Genomic DNA, 16086 nt, shown 5'->3' with positions numbered 1-16086 from the left:
ATTTTTATTGGAAGAAATTCCAAACTAAACCAAATCTGATAACAAAATCGCGATACGGATTATCAGGTGCAGAGTAATAATTACTGCTTGAGAACAAAGCGTTTAAATGTTCTGCTTTTAAGTAAAAGCGTGTCTGGCGAATTCGTGCATTTATGAAAACATCAAAAGTGGCATAATTACCAATTTCTTTAGTATTCTGCACAAAGAATTCTCCAATAACAGGATTGTAACTATTTCCATAATATTTGGTAAAATAGTTAAATACAACTCCTCCCTGTGCGTATAACGCTTTTTTGAAAAAGTAATTTGTGTAATAGAATGTGTTTCTTGTTACAAAATCAGGCACGTTTAAAATCAACTCTGACTGATCTACTTTTTGATATAATAAGGTGTTGTCTAAAGCAAATTTTCCAAATTTAAATTCTCTACTGGCTTTAATTTCTAAATAATTAATCACATTTCCGTACTGAGCCGGTTTTACAATTTGTGTTCTAAGTGCTGCTTGTGCCGGAGTTGCCATATCAACAAAATACAAGTGATCTTTTAGGACTGTATATTGAGCTTCAGCATTTACCCAAGGCGTAGAAATGCTAGCACCTAATGAATTTATTTTTTCATTTTTAAAGTTATTCGACCAATTGTATTCTACATAACTGCTTTGGTACAAGTTGTAATTATTATTAGGCAGTTTGTTGATATTTCTATATCTAAAATCAAATTGTATCTTATCATTTAAATCATAACGCAATTTAGCATCAAGATCTGATAACGATTGGTTTGTTATCGATCTTGTATACAAAAAGCGTCCATTCCATTTATTTTTTTGATATTCATATTGCCCGCCGAAATTATTAATCTGCAAAAACAAATTATCAGGAATAACATTTCCAGAAGCGTCAATTAAAATTCTGTTGTACTTGTAGTTTGATCGGTAATCGTCTACAAAGAAATTGAATTTACCTAAAAGAGAATTTTCATAAGCAGCTCCAACTCTATTATACAATCTTTCAAAATGTGTCTGATCGTTTATACCGCTTGTAACATAAGACTCTCCAAAACGTTTTACCGGCTCTGTAAATCCATCAACAGCAGAAAGAACAGTTGCCTGATTGTATTCGAAAAATTTATTTTCGTAATTAAACTGATGGTTTATGTATAAGTTGTTATTTCCATCTTTAGGATTTATTCTAAAAGCATGGTCAAAAAACAAACGTCTTCCTTTTAAAAAGGATTTCGCATCTGTCAAATAAACCTGCAGACGCTGACGGTTTTTAAAATCGGCACTACCACTTTCAAAATCCTCAGCTGTTGTAATACCACCATTTTCTTCGTTTGAATTATCCTGATAAGTATAATGTACATTCAAGGCATATCTTCGGTTTGTAGTGGCGTAACTTGTAGTAAATCTAAAATTTCCTGCACTTACTAACTGATTGATGTAATCTCCTTCTGAACGCAGACCTCTATAAGCAATTGAGAAATTAAGGTTTTTAGATGTATTTAATGTAATAAACGAATCTACATTCTGACCTTTATTTATAGTGGTATTAAAAAATAACTCGGTTAAAGGTGTTGGAACAGAATAATATCTTATCTCATCAGCTTGTATATAATTGTAATGCTTGGCAGTAAAACCAATTTCAGGATATGGCGAATAACTGGTTAAACTATATTGCAGGATATTTAACGGCTGTCCTATATTTGGAAACTCTAAAAGCCCAAAAAGATCTTTTCTAAGATGGTTTTGTTTATAGGCACTTTTTATAGTCAGCGAAGTATCTGCATGAATGGTATCATGTTCCAGAGAAATAATTTGATATTGTTCTATTTTAGCAATTTTTGCCTTTTTCTTTTTAACTGTGTCTGTTATACTTGAATATTTTGTATTCATATCTAAACTACCTTTTGAAGTAGTTTTTTCTTGAGAAAACAATAATGTTGGTATAATTAATAGATATAAAAAAATGAATATTCTCATTTGATAGCGTTATATAAAATTATTTCGGCAAAATTTGTTGAGCAAAGGTAAAAGATAAAAACGTATAAACGAAAAAAAACAAATTGTTAGTATTGAGAAGTTTTTAATACTAAATAAAAAAAACTGCCCAACATTTTGGGCAGTTTAAAATGAAATTATAAAATATAATTACAATGGATTTTGAACTATCAATGGGTTAGCGTCAATTTCTGCCTGCGGAATTTGAAAAATAAACCTATTGTCTCCTACTGGAATATTGAACTTCCCAAATGCAGGATGATTTGATCCCGGATAATCTCTTGTTAGTGCAACACTTAAACGTTTCATATCAAACCAGGCATAACCTTCTCCCCATAATTCAATTCTTTTTTGAAGAATTATTTCATCAATTAAAGCTGTCCCAGTGTTAGTAGATAATACATAAGAAGGATCTCTTGTAATTGTAATATCGTATAAAGCTTTTTTTGCCAATGCCTCATTACCTGATCTGGCATAAGCTTCTGCTTCTATATAATACATTGCTGCTGCTCTTAAATAGATATAATCTCCTGCAGTAATTGTTGGATCCCTAAATTTTAAATTAGCATATTCTGGCAATTCTGGATAAACTGCACTTCCGCCTGGTGCCACGAAAGCTTTTTTTCTAAAATCTGTACTCGATATACTGTTATAAAGGTTTTTGTCAATATTTTTATAAACTCCTAAACCTCCAGCATATCCAGATTCATTAGTATTATCAAAATGAGAGAAAAAACTAGCCACAAAACTACTTTGAGCAGCTGTTATAGTTGCCCCCCACATTGTATCCTTATTACTTACATCATAAAAGCCTTGTTCCCATTCGCTTTCAGTCAGTAATGGGTAATTTTGTCTTGCAGCATTTGCTAAAGGAGCAGCATCACTATATTTTCCCATTTCCAAATAAACATCAGCTAAAAATGCCTGCGCAACTGTTTGATCAACTGCGTTATTATTTTTACGAATATTGCCTTGCAGCAATTCAATAGACTCTTTTAAATCATTTTCTATTAAAGTATAAACTTCCCTAACTGTTGATCTTGCTTTACCTTCTAAACTTACATCTGTATAAAGCGGAACACATAGTTTATCTTCATTCCCAATATATGTTGGTCCATACATACGTGCCAGCATAAAATAAAAATAACCTCTTAGTGCTAATGCCTGCCCTCTGATTGCTTTCATTTTTTCATCAGTTACACTTGATGGAACAGCATCTAACACAACATTTGTTGTCTTTATTTGAGGATAATATATACTCCATGCAAGTCTGGATCTTGTATTAGTCTGCTGTCTTCCCAGATAGTTGTAAAAAGAACTATACCAGCTCGATTTAGACATCAGCATATCATTAGACATTAAATCTGTAGCTGCCAATATAGATTTATGTCCATAATCTTCATGATTACCAGCTAAAGAAAGTCCATAAGATCTAAGTGCTGAATAAATTCCGTTTATAACTGCAGTATTAGCTTCTGCAGACGAAGCAAGTTGTTCATCATTAATTGTTGATTCTGGTGTAGTATCAAGAAAATCTTTCTCGCAGCTTGTAAAGATTAACAACGACAATGATAATATTATTATTTTTTTCATGTTTTAAAAATTTACTGTTAAACCAAATGAAATAGATTTCATTACGCCATATACATTTAAGGTTTGCCCATTATTATTTCTTGCTCCTAAATTATTTAATCTAGGATCCATGCCTTTTCTTTTAGACCATAAAGCTAAATTTGATCCCATTAAGCTGAATTTTGTAGATTCGATTCCTAAATCGGTAAGTATGCTATTCTTAAAATCATACGATAAAGAAACATCTTGAAGACTGATGTAATCAGATTTTATTAAGAAATAATCTGAAGCCGCCATCTGCAAAGTAGAAATATGATCTATTCGTGGTATATCAGAATTTGGATTATCTATTGACCAGGCTTTCGTTACGTCTTTATGATAATTTTGTCCAATGTTATCTGATCCTGAATACATAGCTGTTTGATATACGCTATCATACATATATCCGCCAAACTGATAAGCAAAGTTGGCCTGAAATGTTAAGTTTTTATATCTAAGTACTGTTCCAAATCCTCCGTAAACATCAGGATTAGCATCTTTACTGCTTAAATATTGTGTTGCATTGCCATATACATTGGTTGTTACTTTACCAATAACATTTCCAGATGCGTCTTTTTGATCCATATACCATAATGCATCTCCGTTTGTTTTATCAACTCCTGCAAATTCTCTCAGGTAATAGGCATACGCTGGGGCTCCAACTTCAAATCGAAAATATCCATTTGTAAATGGACTAGGCAATGCAGTGATTTTATTTTTATAATGTGTTCCATTTAGCCAAATGTTGAAATCAAAATCATTTGATTTTATCACATCTAATCCTAAGTTTACTTCTATTCCTTTATTTGACATATCCCCTATGTTCTCAGTAATAAATGAAATTCCGGTAGATGGAGAATTAGGGCGATTATATATCAAATCGCTGACATTTCTTTCAAAGTATTCTGCTTCAATATTCAATCTGTTAAATAATTGCAAGTCAAAACCAATATTCAGGTTTTTAGATTTTTCCCATTTAATATCTCTATTTCCTTGATAAACCGTAAGAACGCTTGCATTTCCTTCTGCATCAGGAACTACTTCATATTGAGTTTGATATGCATAGTAATTTCTTGAACTGCCATAATATGATCGATGACTTATTTGGGATGTTGCTGGATAATAAATATTATCATTTCCTTGTTCTCCATAACTTCCTTTTATTCTAAAATCATTTATCCATTTTGTTTTAGGAAAAAATTCTTCTTTTGATACAGACCAAGCTCCCCCAAATCCATAAAAACTACCCCAGCGATTTTCTGGTGCGAATACAGATGATCCATCTCTTCTAAAACTTCCATTAACAAAATACTTGTTTTTATAACTGTAATTTAATCTAGAAAAATAGCCCTCAACTTTATATAAATCATTATATCCATCTAAATAATTATATACTGTTGCATTACTAATAATTGGTAAGTCAGGTATAACAATACCGCTTTTTTGCCCAGCCAGCATTTTTGATTTAAAATCAGAAGATTCATGACCTAATAAAATTTCAAGATTATGATCTCCAAAAGTTTTTTTCCAAGACAATAACTGCTGATTTGTTATTGTATATTCATTTTTTGTACCAGTGCCAATTCGACCATTAACCCCCATATCATCTCCGCCTAATCCAGTAGTTGTGTCTAAATTATATCCCGAAAGGAGATCGTAACCAAGGTTGTATCTAAAATTAAACCCTTTCCAAAAATCCACCGAAACATAACCTCTGACACCAAATTTATTTTCCTGATTTAGATGCGTGTTTAACAAAGTTGTAGCATACGGATTTAAATTTGATCCATATGGACGATCACCCGTTTTATTAAACTCATAAGCCCTGCTGCCGTCAGCATTTGTAATTATGTTTCCATTGCTGTCTCTTTGCCAAATTGTATATATAGGAGCAATATTTCTTGCCCAATAAAACAAGTTGCTATATGTGGTAGATGATACTTGAGATATAGGTGCATTTTGATCTGAATTTGCATAATTTAAATTTGCCCCCATTTTTATTTTACTGGATACATTATAATCTACATTTGCTCTAACTGTGGTACGTTTAAAATTAGAGTTAATTGTATATCCATTATCAGAAAGATATCCTACTGATAAATATGAACTAAGATTTTCTGTACTGCCCGAAAGGCTGAGAAAATGTTCAGTTCTTGCAGCCTCTCTAAATAATTCCTTAGACCAAGTATCATGATACAGCAACTTAGCGTTTGGATTTATTTGTCCATTTGCAATATTTATTATTTGATTATCAGGAACATTAAAATTATTATATCCTAATGAATAAGTGTCTCCTTTAACTAAATTCTGCACAGCAATATTTGATGCATTTTCAGGCGTTTGGCCTTGATAAATTAATCCATTTCTAACTCTATTATAAACCGCTTTATAATATTCCCCAGGATCAGTAATCATATCATATTCTGGAACTGCTCTTGAATTAACTCCAATTTTAGTTTCATAAGTCACTCTTAGTGTTCCTTTTTTTCCTTTTTTGGTGGTAATAATAATTACACCATTTGCTCCTCTGCTGCCATATAGTGCATTCGAAGATGCATCTTTTAAAAAACTAATAGATTCAATATCTTGAGAAGAAATAGCATTGATATCACCATTATAAGGAATACCATCAACAACATACAAAGGTTCATTTGATGATGAAATTGACCCAAGACCTCTAAATCGTACCTGAGGTTTATCTCCAGGCTGCCCTGAATTAGAGCTGATTTGTACACCAGCTACCTTACCCGATAAAGATTGTATTGCGTTTGATGCCTGAGTGTTTTCTAACTGCTTAGCATCAATTTTAGATACAGCACCTGTGATTTCTTGTTTTTTTTGTGTTCCAAATGCCACAACTACTACTTCTTGTAATTCTTTTCCATCTTCCTGCATCTTAGCATTTACAACAGAACTGGTTCCTACTGTTGCTGTAAAATCCTGCATTCCCATGTAAGAAAAGATCAAAACATCTCCTGTTTTAGCTTTTACCGAATATTTTCCATCAAAATCAGTTTGTGTACCGTTTTTGGTTCCTTTTACAATCACATTGACTCCAGGAACCGCTCCACCTCCATCTGTAACAATTCCTGATATTGTTCTTTGCTGTGCAAAAGAAAACTGCGTGCAGATCAACATCAACAATGTTAAAATAAACGTAAATTTTAATCTCATTTTAAAATTATTTTTAAGTTAATAACCTGACAAAAATCAATTTATTTTCTTACAAAACAAATTTTAAAATGTTAAAAATTAAATACTTTTCTTACTTTAAATACATATATAAAACAGTAATAACTTACTTTTAAACAAAAGCATTACATAAATCATTTTTTCTAAAAACACATTTCTTTTCTAAAATCAAATATAATTTCATTAAGATGATTGTTAAAAATTAACAAACTTGTATTCAATTTATCAAAACAAAGGACTTTATATCCTTTATTTTCAATATTGTTTTTTAATGATTTTTAGAAAAAAAATATAATATTTGTGGTTCAAAAAAAATAAAAATGCTGCAACTTAATTATTCAGGATTTACTCTGGAGACAGGAACTGACGAAGCTGGCAGAGGATGTTTAGCGGGGCCGGTTACCGCAGCTGCGGTAATTTTACCCACGGCTTTTGAAAATAAAATCTTAAACGACAGTAAGCAATTATCAGAAAAAGCACGTGCGCTTTTAAAACCTGTAATCGAAGAACAAGCGCTTTGTTTTTCTGTAACTCATCTATTTCCTGACGAAATTGACGAAATAAATATCTTAAATGCTTCAATGAAAGGAATGCAGGAATGTATTTTGAAATTAAAACATATTCCTGAATATATTATTGTTGACGGAAATCGCTCTTTAAATGCAAAATTAGGATTGAAAAACACTTTTGGAAAACAATTTTCTGTAGAAGAAATTGAACTCTTAAAATCAATCCCTAATCAAAGTATAATTAAAGGTGATGCTAAATTTTTGAGTATTGCCGCAGCTTCGATATTAGCCAAAACTTATCGTGATGAATATATGGATCAAATTCATGAAGAATTTCCAATGTATAATTGGAAACAAAACAAAGGATATCCAACAAAAGAACATCGCGAAGCCATTAAAAAATATGGCACTACAAAATATCACCGAATGAGTTTTAGACTTCTGCCGGATCAATTAGAGCTTAATTTTTTTGAATAAAAAAAGACTTATCAAAAGATAAGTCTTTTTTTATTTTAAACTATTTCAGCTTCAAACAAATGAGTTAAATGTTTTATGATTTTAGACTTTACTTCGTCTTCATCTACTTTTTCTACGCCAAGTTCAACGTTTAAAGATGTAACACCTTTTCCACGAATGCCGCACGGAATAATATTATCAAAATAACCTAAATCTACATTTACATTTAAAGCAAATCCATGCATGGTTACCCAGCGCGAAGCGCGAACACCCATTGCGCATATTTTACGTGCAAACGGAGTTCCAACTCCTAGCCAGACTCCTGTTTCGCCCTCACTTCTGCCAGATTCTAATCCGTATTCTGCCAGAGTCAGAATCATAGATTCTTCGAGTAAACGCAGGTATTTATGAATATCCGTAAAGAAATTTTCTAAGTCCAGAATTGGATATCCCACAATTTGTCCCGGTCCGTGATATGTGATATCACCGCCGCGATTAATTTTATAAAAAGCTGCTCCTTTTGCTTCGAGCTGTTTTTCGTTTAATAATAAGTTTTCTAAATCGCCGCTTTTACCTAAAGTATAAACATGCGGATGCTCAACAAACAATAAATAATTGGATGTTGGCAAGTCCAGTTCTTCTCTTCTGTTTTTGATTTTTAAATCGACAATATCCTGAAAAAGTTCTTCCTGATATTCCCAAGTCGATTTATAGTCTCTGTTTCCCAGATCCTGAAGTTGAATTTTTTTATTCATTTTAATTATTTTTCAAACTCAACATCAAAGTTAAGTTTGTCAGGATTCTCCATATAATCCGTGAAAGAGTATTGAATTGTAATTGATTTTCGGTCGTCGCTGAATAAAGCGTTTGGATTGGATACTTTTTTTATCTTTTTTGGGAAATTATATTTCACCACATAAGTTGAAGAAGCAAACATCATTTTAGACATATCTCCGGCAGAATCTTTTGGTTTTTGTGCCTTTTTTTGCGCATCAATAACTGCTTTTCTGGTGAATTTTTTCCCGTCGTAACTATAACTTAATTTACTGTTATTGTCTCCAAAACCACTTCCAAAAGGAGATGCTGCTGCTCCGCCTTCTAGTTTTTGAAGTGTGCTGAGTGTCTGCAGAATATCCTGCATTTCGTTTACATTTTTAAAGTCAGTCGACAAAGTCATTAAAAATTGCTTTTTCTCAGAACTCATTTTAGTATTGACTACAAAATTTTCGAGTTTTTTAATTTCTTTTTGAGCCTCGGGTGATAGTTTTGCAATACTGTCTTTTTTCTCGTCAAATAATTGTTTGAAAGTAAAACTAGAATCGATCTCTTTTTTTGCATCAGCTCCCATTTGATTTCCTATCTGGTCGCCCGCCATTTCCATTAAAGCCGAACCATCCATATCTACAGAGAATTTTCCGGTTCCGTTATCGTTAATTGTAATATTTTCAGTAAAAGTGCAGCTCGTTAGAGTTGCTAATAAAAGGCAGAAACCAAATAATTTGTATAATTTCATCGTAGTACAATTTTTATCAAAGATACGAAGTCTATTTTGAATTGTTTAATTGTTCATTTGTTTAATAGTTTAGGCGAAAAAATGGCTTACAGATTTGGCAGATGTAACGGACACCGCACAGATAAATTTACTCTAAAACCACTTCTAAATTTGTCATTTCAGGATCTTGCAAACAATCTGAAAGCAGGAATTCTAAGGTTAAAGATCTTTTGTCTGCACTAATAAAAGCTTTTGAATTAGAAACTGATTTTATATTTCTTGGAAAATGATAATTTAAAATATATGACTGTACCAGTTTTAAAGCTCCATATTTAGCATTGAATTCCTTAGATTGTTTTTTTGCTTTTTCCAGCTCTGTTTTATTTATAATCGAAACCAAACGGCTGAACGCTTTTCCGTCAAAATTATAGCCGATTCTGAAATAATGATTTTCTGCACTTAAGGCATAATTATGCTCAATATCTGATGCATAATCTTCCGTTTTATACAAATCCGGAATTTCCGAAACTGCATTAAAATGAAGGACAAACTCATTTTTATATTCTTTTTCAAAAGAACTTCTTTTGGTATGCACTTTTACATTGGCATATTTTTGAAATAACTGCTGTTCTTCCGGCAGATATTTCGAAAAGTTTTCCTTGTATTTATTAATGTAGTCCTTAAAAACATAAGTCGTATCCTTAAAAACATTCTCTTTAGTGTATTCTTCGCCTGCAAGCTGCATATAGCTGTTTTCTTCTCGATGTTGTTTTATTTCTATAACACCGCTTCCGTCTGGATTGATTGTAATAGTTTCGGTAACTTGACAGCCGGTAAAAGAAACCAATAGTAGAAAAATCGATAAATATTTCATTTATTTTTAAAATGCTAAGGTTCTAAGAAGCTAAGATAGTAAGTTTTTCTACGTTTATTTCTTACAGAAATATTTTACTCAACAATAGAAACATCCCAAAAACAAAATATCTAGTCCAGCCCCGATAGAAGCGATATCCTTTTTTTCCCTTCTTTAGAGAAGAAAAGATACAAGCGGATAGCGGGACTAAAGGTGGTTGAACCCCAATAAATTGATGCTGCAAAAAATCTAAAATCTGCATTCTAAATTCTGCATTCTTTTCTTTATCTTTGCACACTTAAAAAATAGAGCACAAAATGGCATTATCAGAACAAGAAATCATCAGAAGAGAAAAACTTCAAAACTTACGCAATCTGGGAATCAATCCTTATCCAGCTAATCTTTTTCCTGTAAATCATACTTCGAAGCAGATAAAGGAAACTTTTGAGGAAGGTAAGAAGGTTATCGTTGCGGGACGTTTGATGAGTGTTCGTGATCAGGGTAAAGCTTGTTTTGCTGAATTACAAGACAGCGAAGGACGTATTCAATTGTACGTAAACCGTGATGTTTTATGCGAAGGGGATGATAAAACTTTATACAACCAAGTATTCAAAAAATTAACCGATTTAGGAGATTTTATTGGTATTGAAGGTGAATTGTTTACTACACAAGTTGGAGCAAAATGTATTCGAGTAACCAGCTTTACTTTCTTAAGCAAAACATTACGTCCGTTACCTTTACCAAAAGTTGACGAAGACGGAAATGTACACGATGCTTTCAACGATGCTGAATTGCGTTACAGAATGCGTTATGTAGATTTAACTGTAAATCCACAGGTAAAAGAAACGTTTATTAAACGTACAAAGTTATTTACTGCAATGCGTGGTTATTTTAACGATGCTGGATATCTTGAAGTTGATACTCCGGTTTTACAGTCAATTCCTGGTGGAGCTTCGGCAAGACCATTTATTACGCACCATAACTCACTTGATATTCCGCTTTACATGCGTATTGCGAATGAGTTGTATTTAAAAAGATTAATTGTTGGTGGATTTGAAGGTGTTTATGAGTTCTCTAGAAACTTCCGTAACGAAGGAATGGACAGAACGCATAATCCTGAGTTTACTGCAATGGAAATATATGTAGCTTATAAAGACTACAACTGGATGATGGAATTTGCTGAAGGTTTATTAGAGCATTGTGCGATTGCAGTAAATGGTACAAGCGAAGTTACTTTTGGCGAGCACAAAATCAACTTTAAAGCGCCTTATGCACGTGTTACGATGACAGATTCTATCAAACATTTTACTGGTTTTGACATTTCTGGAAAAACAGAACAAGAATTGTTTGAAGCGGCTAGAGGAATGGGAATCGAGGTTGACGAAACAATGGGTAAAGGAAAATTAATTGATGAGATTTTTGGAGCTAAATGTGAAGGAAATTATATTCAGCCAACTTTCATTACAGATTATCCTAAAGAAATGTCTCCGCTTTGTAAAGAACACAGAGATAATCCAGATTTGACTGAGCGTTTTGAATTAATGGTTTGCGGTAAAGAAATTGCAAATGCATATTCTGAATTAAATGACCCAATCGATCAAAGAGAACGTTTTGAAGACCAAATGCGCCTTTCTGAAAAAGGTGATGACGAAGCAAACGGAATTATCGACGAAGATTTCTTAAGAGCTCTTGAGTACGGTATGCCTCCAACATCTGGAATGGGAATTGGTATGGATCGTTTGATTATGTATTTAACAAACAATGCTTCTATTCAGGAAGTTTTATTGTTCCCTCAAATGCGTCCTGAGAAAAAACAAGCGCAGATTGAACTTTCTGATGAAGAAAAATTTATCATTGACCTGCTTACGAAAAATGAAAATAGAATGGATTTAACGCAGCTAAAAATTACAGCTAACTTAAGCGGTAAAAAATGGGATGCGTCGATGAAAAACTTATCTAAACACGGTTTAACCAAAGTTGTTGTTGACGGCGAGTTTAAATTTGTGGAACTAGTTGGTTAAATTCCAAAATTAAAATCCCAAATTGGATCTTATAATATTCAAACCCGACAGGTTTTAAAAACCTGTCGGGTTTTCTTTTTAGAACGAATATTTTTCATACTTTTTATCATTGATATCCAAAACCTTAGTACTTTCTTTAGGAACATCTCCTTTCCATTTTTCTTCTATAGATGGATTCGAAGGATATTTTCCGTTTTTCATTTTTATATGATGAAATAAACCGCCGCTTTTCATCAAAAGGTTATAAAATTTTTCAGTAGATGAAGTCGTAACATAAATTGGAAAATCGGTCACGGTAAAATGATTAATTACACTTCCATCGCTATTTAAAATATATCCAGAACAGCCTCCGCTTCCGCAGAAATAGGAATTAGAGAACCCAACAAAATACTCGTTTTTCTTATCGTTATTCAAATCAAATTCTTCGTAATAAAAATAACGATCCTCTTTTGTCATTGCAGGAATATCTTTTTTTAATAAAACATTTAATTGTTTTCTTATCAGATCTACTGCTTTATCATCTCTTGGCGGAGCATCGCTTAAATTTGCTGTTCCTCCTATTGTTTTAGATAAAGTATCCTGAACAATTGTTTTGACAATATTTTTTGAATCATTTTTATTCTGACATGAATATAATGCCAAAATTGTAACTAGGATTAGAATTTTATTTTTCATAATCTGATATTTTAAATTAAAAATTTCTTCCAAACCCGACAGTCCCGAAGCCTCGGGATAAAAACCTATTGGGTTTAAACCTAAGATAATTTAAACCAGCAGAGCTGCTTTGTTTTCAATATCATTTTTCGCTAACAATGATTTTATATTGTTAAAAGTCACCAAAGCAATCTGGGTTAAAGCTTCATTAGTAAAAAACGCCTGATGCGCCGTTACCAAAACATTTGGAAAACTCATTAAACGCTGAATTGCGTCATCCTGTATAATATCTGCTGATAAATCTCTAAAGAACAGTTTTTCTTCCTGTTCGTAAACATCAATTCCTAAATAACCTATTTTACCTTCTTTTAAACCTTCAATTACACTTGAAGTTTCTATTAATCCACCGCGGCTTGTATTGATAATCATCACATTATCTTTCATAAAAGAAATCGAAGTCTTATTAATTACATGCTTCGTCTGGTCATTTAATGGGCAGTGAAGCGAAATAATATCACTTGATTTAAAAATCTCCTCTAAACCAACAAAAGATACGCCTTCCTTTTTCATTTCTTCATTTTCAACAATATCATAAGCCAAAACTTTACAGCCAAAACCAAGAGCAATTTTAGAAAATGCTTTTCCTATATTTCCTGTTCCAATAATCCCGATTGTTTTTCCGAATAAGTCAAAACCTAATAATCCGTTTAAGGAGAAATTTTGTTCACGGACTCTGTTGTAAGCTTTATGTGTTTTTCGGTTTAAAGTTAAAATCATGGCCATCGCATGTTCTGCAACTGCTTGTGGTGAATAAGCTGGAACGCGACAGACTTTAATTGCATACTTTTTTGCAGCATCCAAATCTACATTATTAAATCCTGCACAACGCAAAGCGATAATTTTTATGCCTTTTTCTGCTAATTGCCTAATAACCTGTTCGTTTACAATATCATTTACAAAAACACAAACGATAGAAGCATTTTCGATTAAAACCACCGTTTGCGGATTTAACTGCGTTTCGTAAAAATCTAATTGAAAACCAAAATCAGCATTGTATTGATTAAAAAACGTTTTGTCATAAGGCTGAGTTGAAAAAAAAGCAATTCTTTTTGATATTTCTGATAAACTCATAATCATTGTTTTGGTTCTTAATTTCTGGTTTTACTAAATTAAGCAATTAATTCTGAAGTAAATCTCTGATTATGAAGAATCAACTTATTTCAAATATTCTTTTCCATGAGCAATAATAAAACCCTTTTTTGGGTGTAAGATGGAAACATCATAATCTAAACTCATGAGCATTTTTAGACCATTAATAGATTCTACTTTATTTTTACCATTCCAACCCAAATTTAAGCCATACAAAATAAATTCTCTAATATATTTAGGTCGGTTTAAATTGACAACTTCTTCTTCTTTAGTCGATAACTTAGTTAGTTTTATACCTGTTTTTAAAGGATTTCCAGCATACATATCTTCCCAAGTAATAAAATTAATTCTCAATGGCGTCAATTTATAATTCTCTAAAAATATTGTTATTTCAAATGTTGCTATATCTATACCGGTTCCAAATCCAGTCACAGATTTATACAAATAGACATTATCTTCAATCGTAATTCTTCTTAATGCCATGATTTATTATTCTCTAAACTTTAAATGGTCAGTGCTAAAAAGTAAACCAATCCCGCTGTAAGGGTCTCTTCTTAAATCATAAAAATTAGTTACTCCTGCCAAATCATTATATAAATCAACAATTATTGAAGATTGCTGAAATCCATCTATTGTATGATTTATAATAGTATCTGCCAAGCAGGTTAATTCTTTTGTAGAATTTGTGATTCCGATGTTATTTCCTGTTTCCCAATCCCAAATAATCCATTCCCAATTATGCTTTTGGCGAACGCAATCAAGCCATAAATAAGAAAGATTCTTGATTTTGATTTTGCCTAAATCTTTTTCTTTCCAATACTCAACACTTTCAATTATTGCCTTTATTGCTTCATCTGTTTGATTGTATACAAAATTAGGATTTGAAACCTGAATAATCTTTACAGCATCTCCAATCTTTGTATTAATCGATTTTATTTCTTTTTCATTTGGTTTCCTTAAAAAAGCAAATTCAATATCCAGCCTTTCAAAAACATTTCCTGCTGACTTTAAAAGCATTACACTAGGAATGCATTTTGTGTTGGTATTTTGATCTAAAAATTCTTCGTTTGGATCAAATGAGAAATTTTCATCAGTATAGAAACCAGATACATATTTTTCTTCAATTTCTTTTATCAGTTTGTAATTCTCATAATTAAATTGATCCTTTATTTGATCTTCATTCTCAAACCTGCAAAAATAATCCGGCTGGAGCATCCAATATAAACAGAGAGCTGTTCCCTTATCAAGATATTTTTGCTTTATAATCCATTTAAAAGGCTCAATTCCGTCATCATAATTCCAATGCATAACGAATTGATGCAATTCCGGAGCAGTCAATTTTTGGTAGGACATCTCGCCATTTACTGCATCAAGAACCCTGTTCTTATTCTTTTTATTAAACTCTTCCATCTTCTTTTAATTCTTTTTATCTAAAACTTAAAACATTTTTCAAATTTAAAACTATTCTTACAAATAAGTTGCGGTTTTAAATATTTATTATAAAAAAAATAAAATTCTCATTGGTGTTCTCTCATTTATAATTTATAAACTATAAATAAAGCAGAACCTAAACAATATAAATTAAACCAAATCAGTTTATTATAGTCTAAACGCTATAACCTTAAAAAGACAAATCATGAAAAAATTATTTATCGCAGCAATGTTATTTGTTGGAATAGCAGGCTTTGCACAAGACACAGATCAAAACCCGGAACGCGAACAGAGAGAAAGACTGACTCCGGAACAGCGTAATGAAAAGCAATTACAAAAACTGACTTCCGAATTGAGTTTAGATGCTAATCAGCAGGCTCAGGTAAAACAGTTATTGGCAGAAAGAAGTGCGAAAGCAGAAAAACTAAGAGCAGAAAGAAAAGATAAAAAAGACAGCGGCACCAAACCAACTGCAGCCGAAAGAGAAGCTCTTAAAAATGAACTTAAAGCAGAAAAAGATGCTAACGATGCTAAAATGAAAACAATCTTAACAGCAGATCAATACACAAAATGGCATACTTTACAAGAAAAAAATAAAGACAAAGCCAGAGAAAAAATGAAAGAATATAGAAAAGAAAACAACTAATTAGTTTTTACAAAAAGAGGCCGCAAGCCTCTTTTTTGTTTTTTAAATAACATTATATTTTTCTTAATACTTTCTG

13 protein-coding genes are annotated in these 16086 nt (G+C 32.0%); 3 read left to right on the top strand and 10 right to left on the bottom strand.

Annotation, left to right across the window (positions count from 1 at the left end):
• Nucleotides 1-4 precede the first annotated feature (4 nt).
• The 3 genes from PQ462_RS04740 to PQ462_RS04730 form a co-directional block, all read right to left on the bottom strand.
• Nucleotides 5-1978, bottom strand: coding sequence for a putative porin (locus tag PQ462_RS04740; protein WP_274252542.1), 1974 nt, complete (start codon nucleotides 1976-1978; stop codon nucleotides 5-7).
• Nucleotides 1979-2146: 168 nt separating this feature from the next.
• Nucleotides 2147-3589 (bottom strand): RagB/SusD family nutrient uptake outer membrane protein, encoded by a 1443-nt coding sequence (locus PQ462_RS04735; protein WP_274252541.1) that lies wholly within the window; start codon nucleotides 3587-3589, stop codon nucleotides 2147-2149.
• A gap of 3 nt (nucleotides 3590-3592) precedes the next feature.
• A complete protein-coding gene (locus tag PQ462_RS04730) occupies nucleotides 3593-6781 on the bottom strand; it encodes a SusC/RagA family TonB-linked outer membrane protein (protein ID WP_274252540.1) in 3189 nt (1062 codons plus the stop codon).
• A 338-nt stretch (nucleotides 6782-7119) separates the two neighbouring features.
• On the opposite strand from PQ462_RS04730, the gene PQ462_RS04725 reads away from it, so the two are divergent.
• A complete protein-coding gene (locus PQ462_RS04725; protein ID WP_274252539.1) occupies nucleotides 7120-7785 on the top strand; it encodes a ribonuclease HII in 666 nt (221 codons plus the stop codon).
• 35 nt (nucleotides 7786-7820) lie between these two features.
• On the opposite strand, the gene lipB is transcribed toward PQ462_RS04725, so the two are convergent.
• The 3 genes from lipB to PQ462_RS04710 form a co-directional block, all read right to left on the bottom strand.
• Nucleotides 7821-8519: a lipoyl(octanoyl) transferase LipB gene (gene lipB / locus PQ462_RS04720; protein ID WP_012023998.1), complete on the bottom strand. Its 699-nt coding sequence runs from the start codon at nucleotides 8517-8519 to the stop codon at nucleotides 7821-7823.
• 5 nt (nucleotides 8520-8524) lie between these two features.
• Nucleotides 8525-9277 (bottom strand): hypothetical protein, encoded by a 753-nt coding sequence (locus PQ462_RS04715; protein ID WP_274252538.1) that lies wholly within the window; start codon nucleotides 9275-9277, stop codon nucleotides 8525-8527.
• Nucleotides 9278-9404: 127 nt separating this feature from the next.
• Nucleotides 9405-10130 (bottom strand): hypothetical protein, encoded by a 726-nt coding sequence (locus tag PQ462_RS04710; protein ID WP_274252537.1) that lies wholly within the window; start codon nucleotides 10128-10130, stop codon nucleotides 9405-9407.
• 296 nt (nucleotides 10131-10426) lie between these two features.
• Between PQ462_RS04710 and lysS the strand changes: the two genes are divergently transcribed.
• Entirely contained in the window at nucleotides 10427-12130 is a 1704-nt protein-coding gene (lysS, locus tag PQ462_RS04705; protein WP_274252536.1) for a lysine--tRNA ligase, read from the top strand.
• Between the two features lie 78 nt (nucleotides 12131-12208).
• On the opposite strand, the gene PQ462_RS04700 is transcribed toward lysS, so the two are convergent.
• The 4 genes from PQ462_RS04700 to PQ462_RS04685 form a co-directional block, all read right to left on the bottom strand.
• A complete protein-coding gene (locus PQ462_RS04700) occupies nucleotides 12209-12805 on the bottom strand; it encodes a hypothetical protein (RefSeq protein WP_274252535.1) in 597 nt (198 codons plus the stop codon).
• A 90-nt stretch (nucleotides 12806-12895) separates the two neighbouring features.
• The gene (locus PQ462_RS04695; RefSeq protein ID WP_274252534.1) at nucleotides 12896-13915 is read right to left on the bottom strand and encodes a 2-hydroxyacid dehydrogenase; all 1020 of its coding nucleotides are present in this window, start codon (nucleotides 13913-13915) and stop codon (nucleotides 12896-12898) included.
• Between the two features lie 84 nt (nucleotides 13916-13999).
• A complete protein-coding gene (locus tag PQ462_RS04690; protein ID WP_274252533.1) occupies nucleotides 14000-14416 on the bottom strand; it encodes a hypothetical protein in 417 nt (138 codons plus the stop codon).
• Nucleotides 14417-14422: 6 nt separating this feature from the next.
• Entirely contained in the window at nucleotides 14423-15343 is a 921-nt protein-coding gene (locus PQ462_RS04685) for a DUF4274 domain-containing protein (RefSeq protein ID WP_274252532.1), read from the bottom strand.
• A gap of 226 nt (nucleotides 15344-15569) precedes the next feature.
• Between PQ462_RS04685 and PQ462_RS04680 the strand changes: the two genes are divergently transcribed.
• Nucleotides 15570-16010, top strand: a complete 441-nt coding sequence (locus PQ462_RS04680; protein ID WP_274252531.1) for a hypothetical protein — start codon at nucleotides 15570-15572, stop codon at nucleotides 16008-16010.
• The last annotated feature ends 76 nt before the right edge of the window (nucleotides 16011-16086 follow it).

It is taken from the genome of Flavobacterium sp. KACC 22758 (assembly GCF_028736135.1).
GTDB lineage: Bacteria > Bacteroidota > Bacteroidia > Flavobacteriales > Flavobacteriaceae > Flavobacterium > Flavobacterium johnsoniae.
Note: the sequence above shows the minus strand (reverse complement) of the source record. Positions and strands in the feature narration are given on the sequence as shown.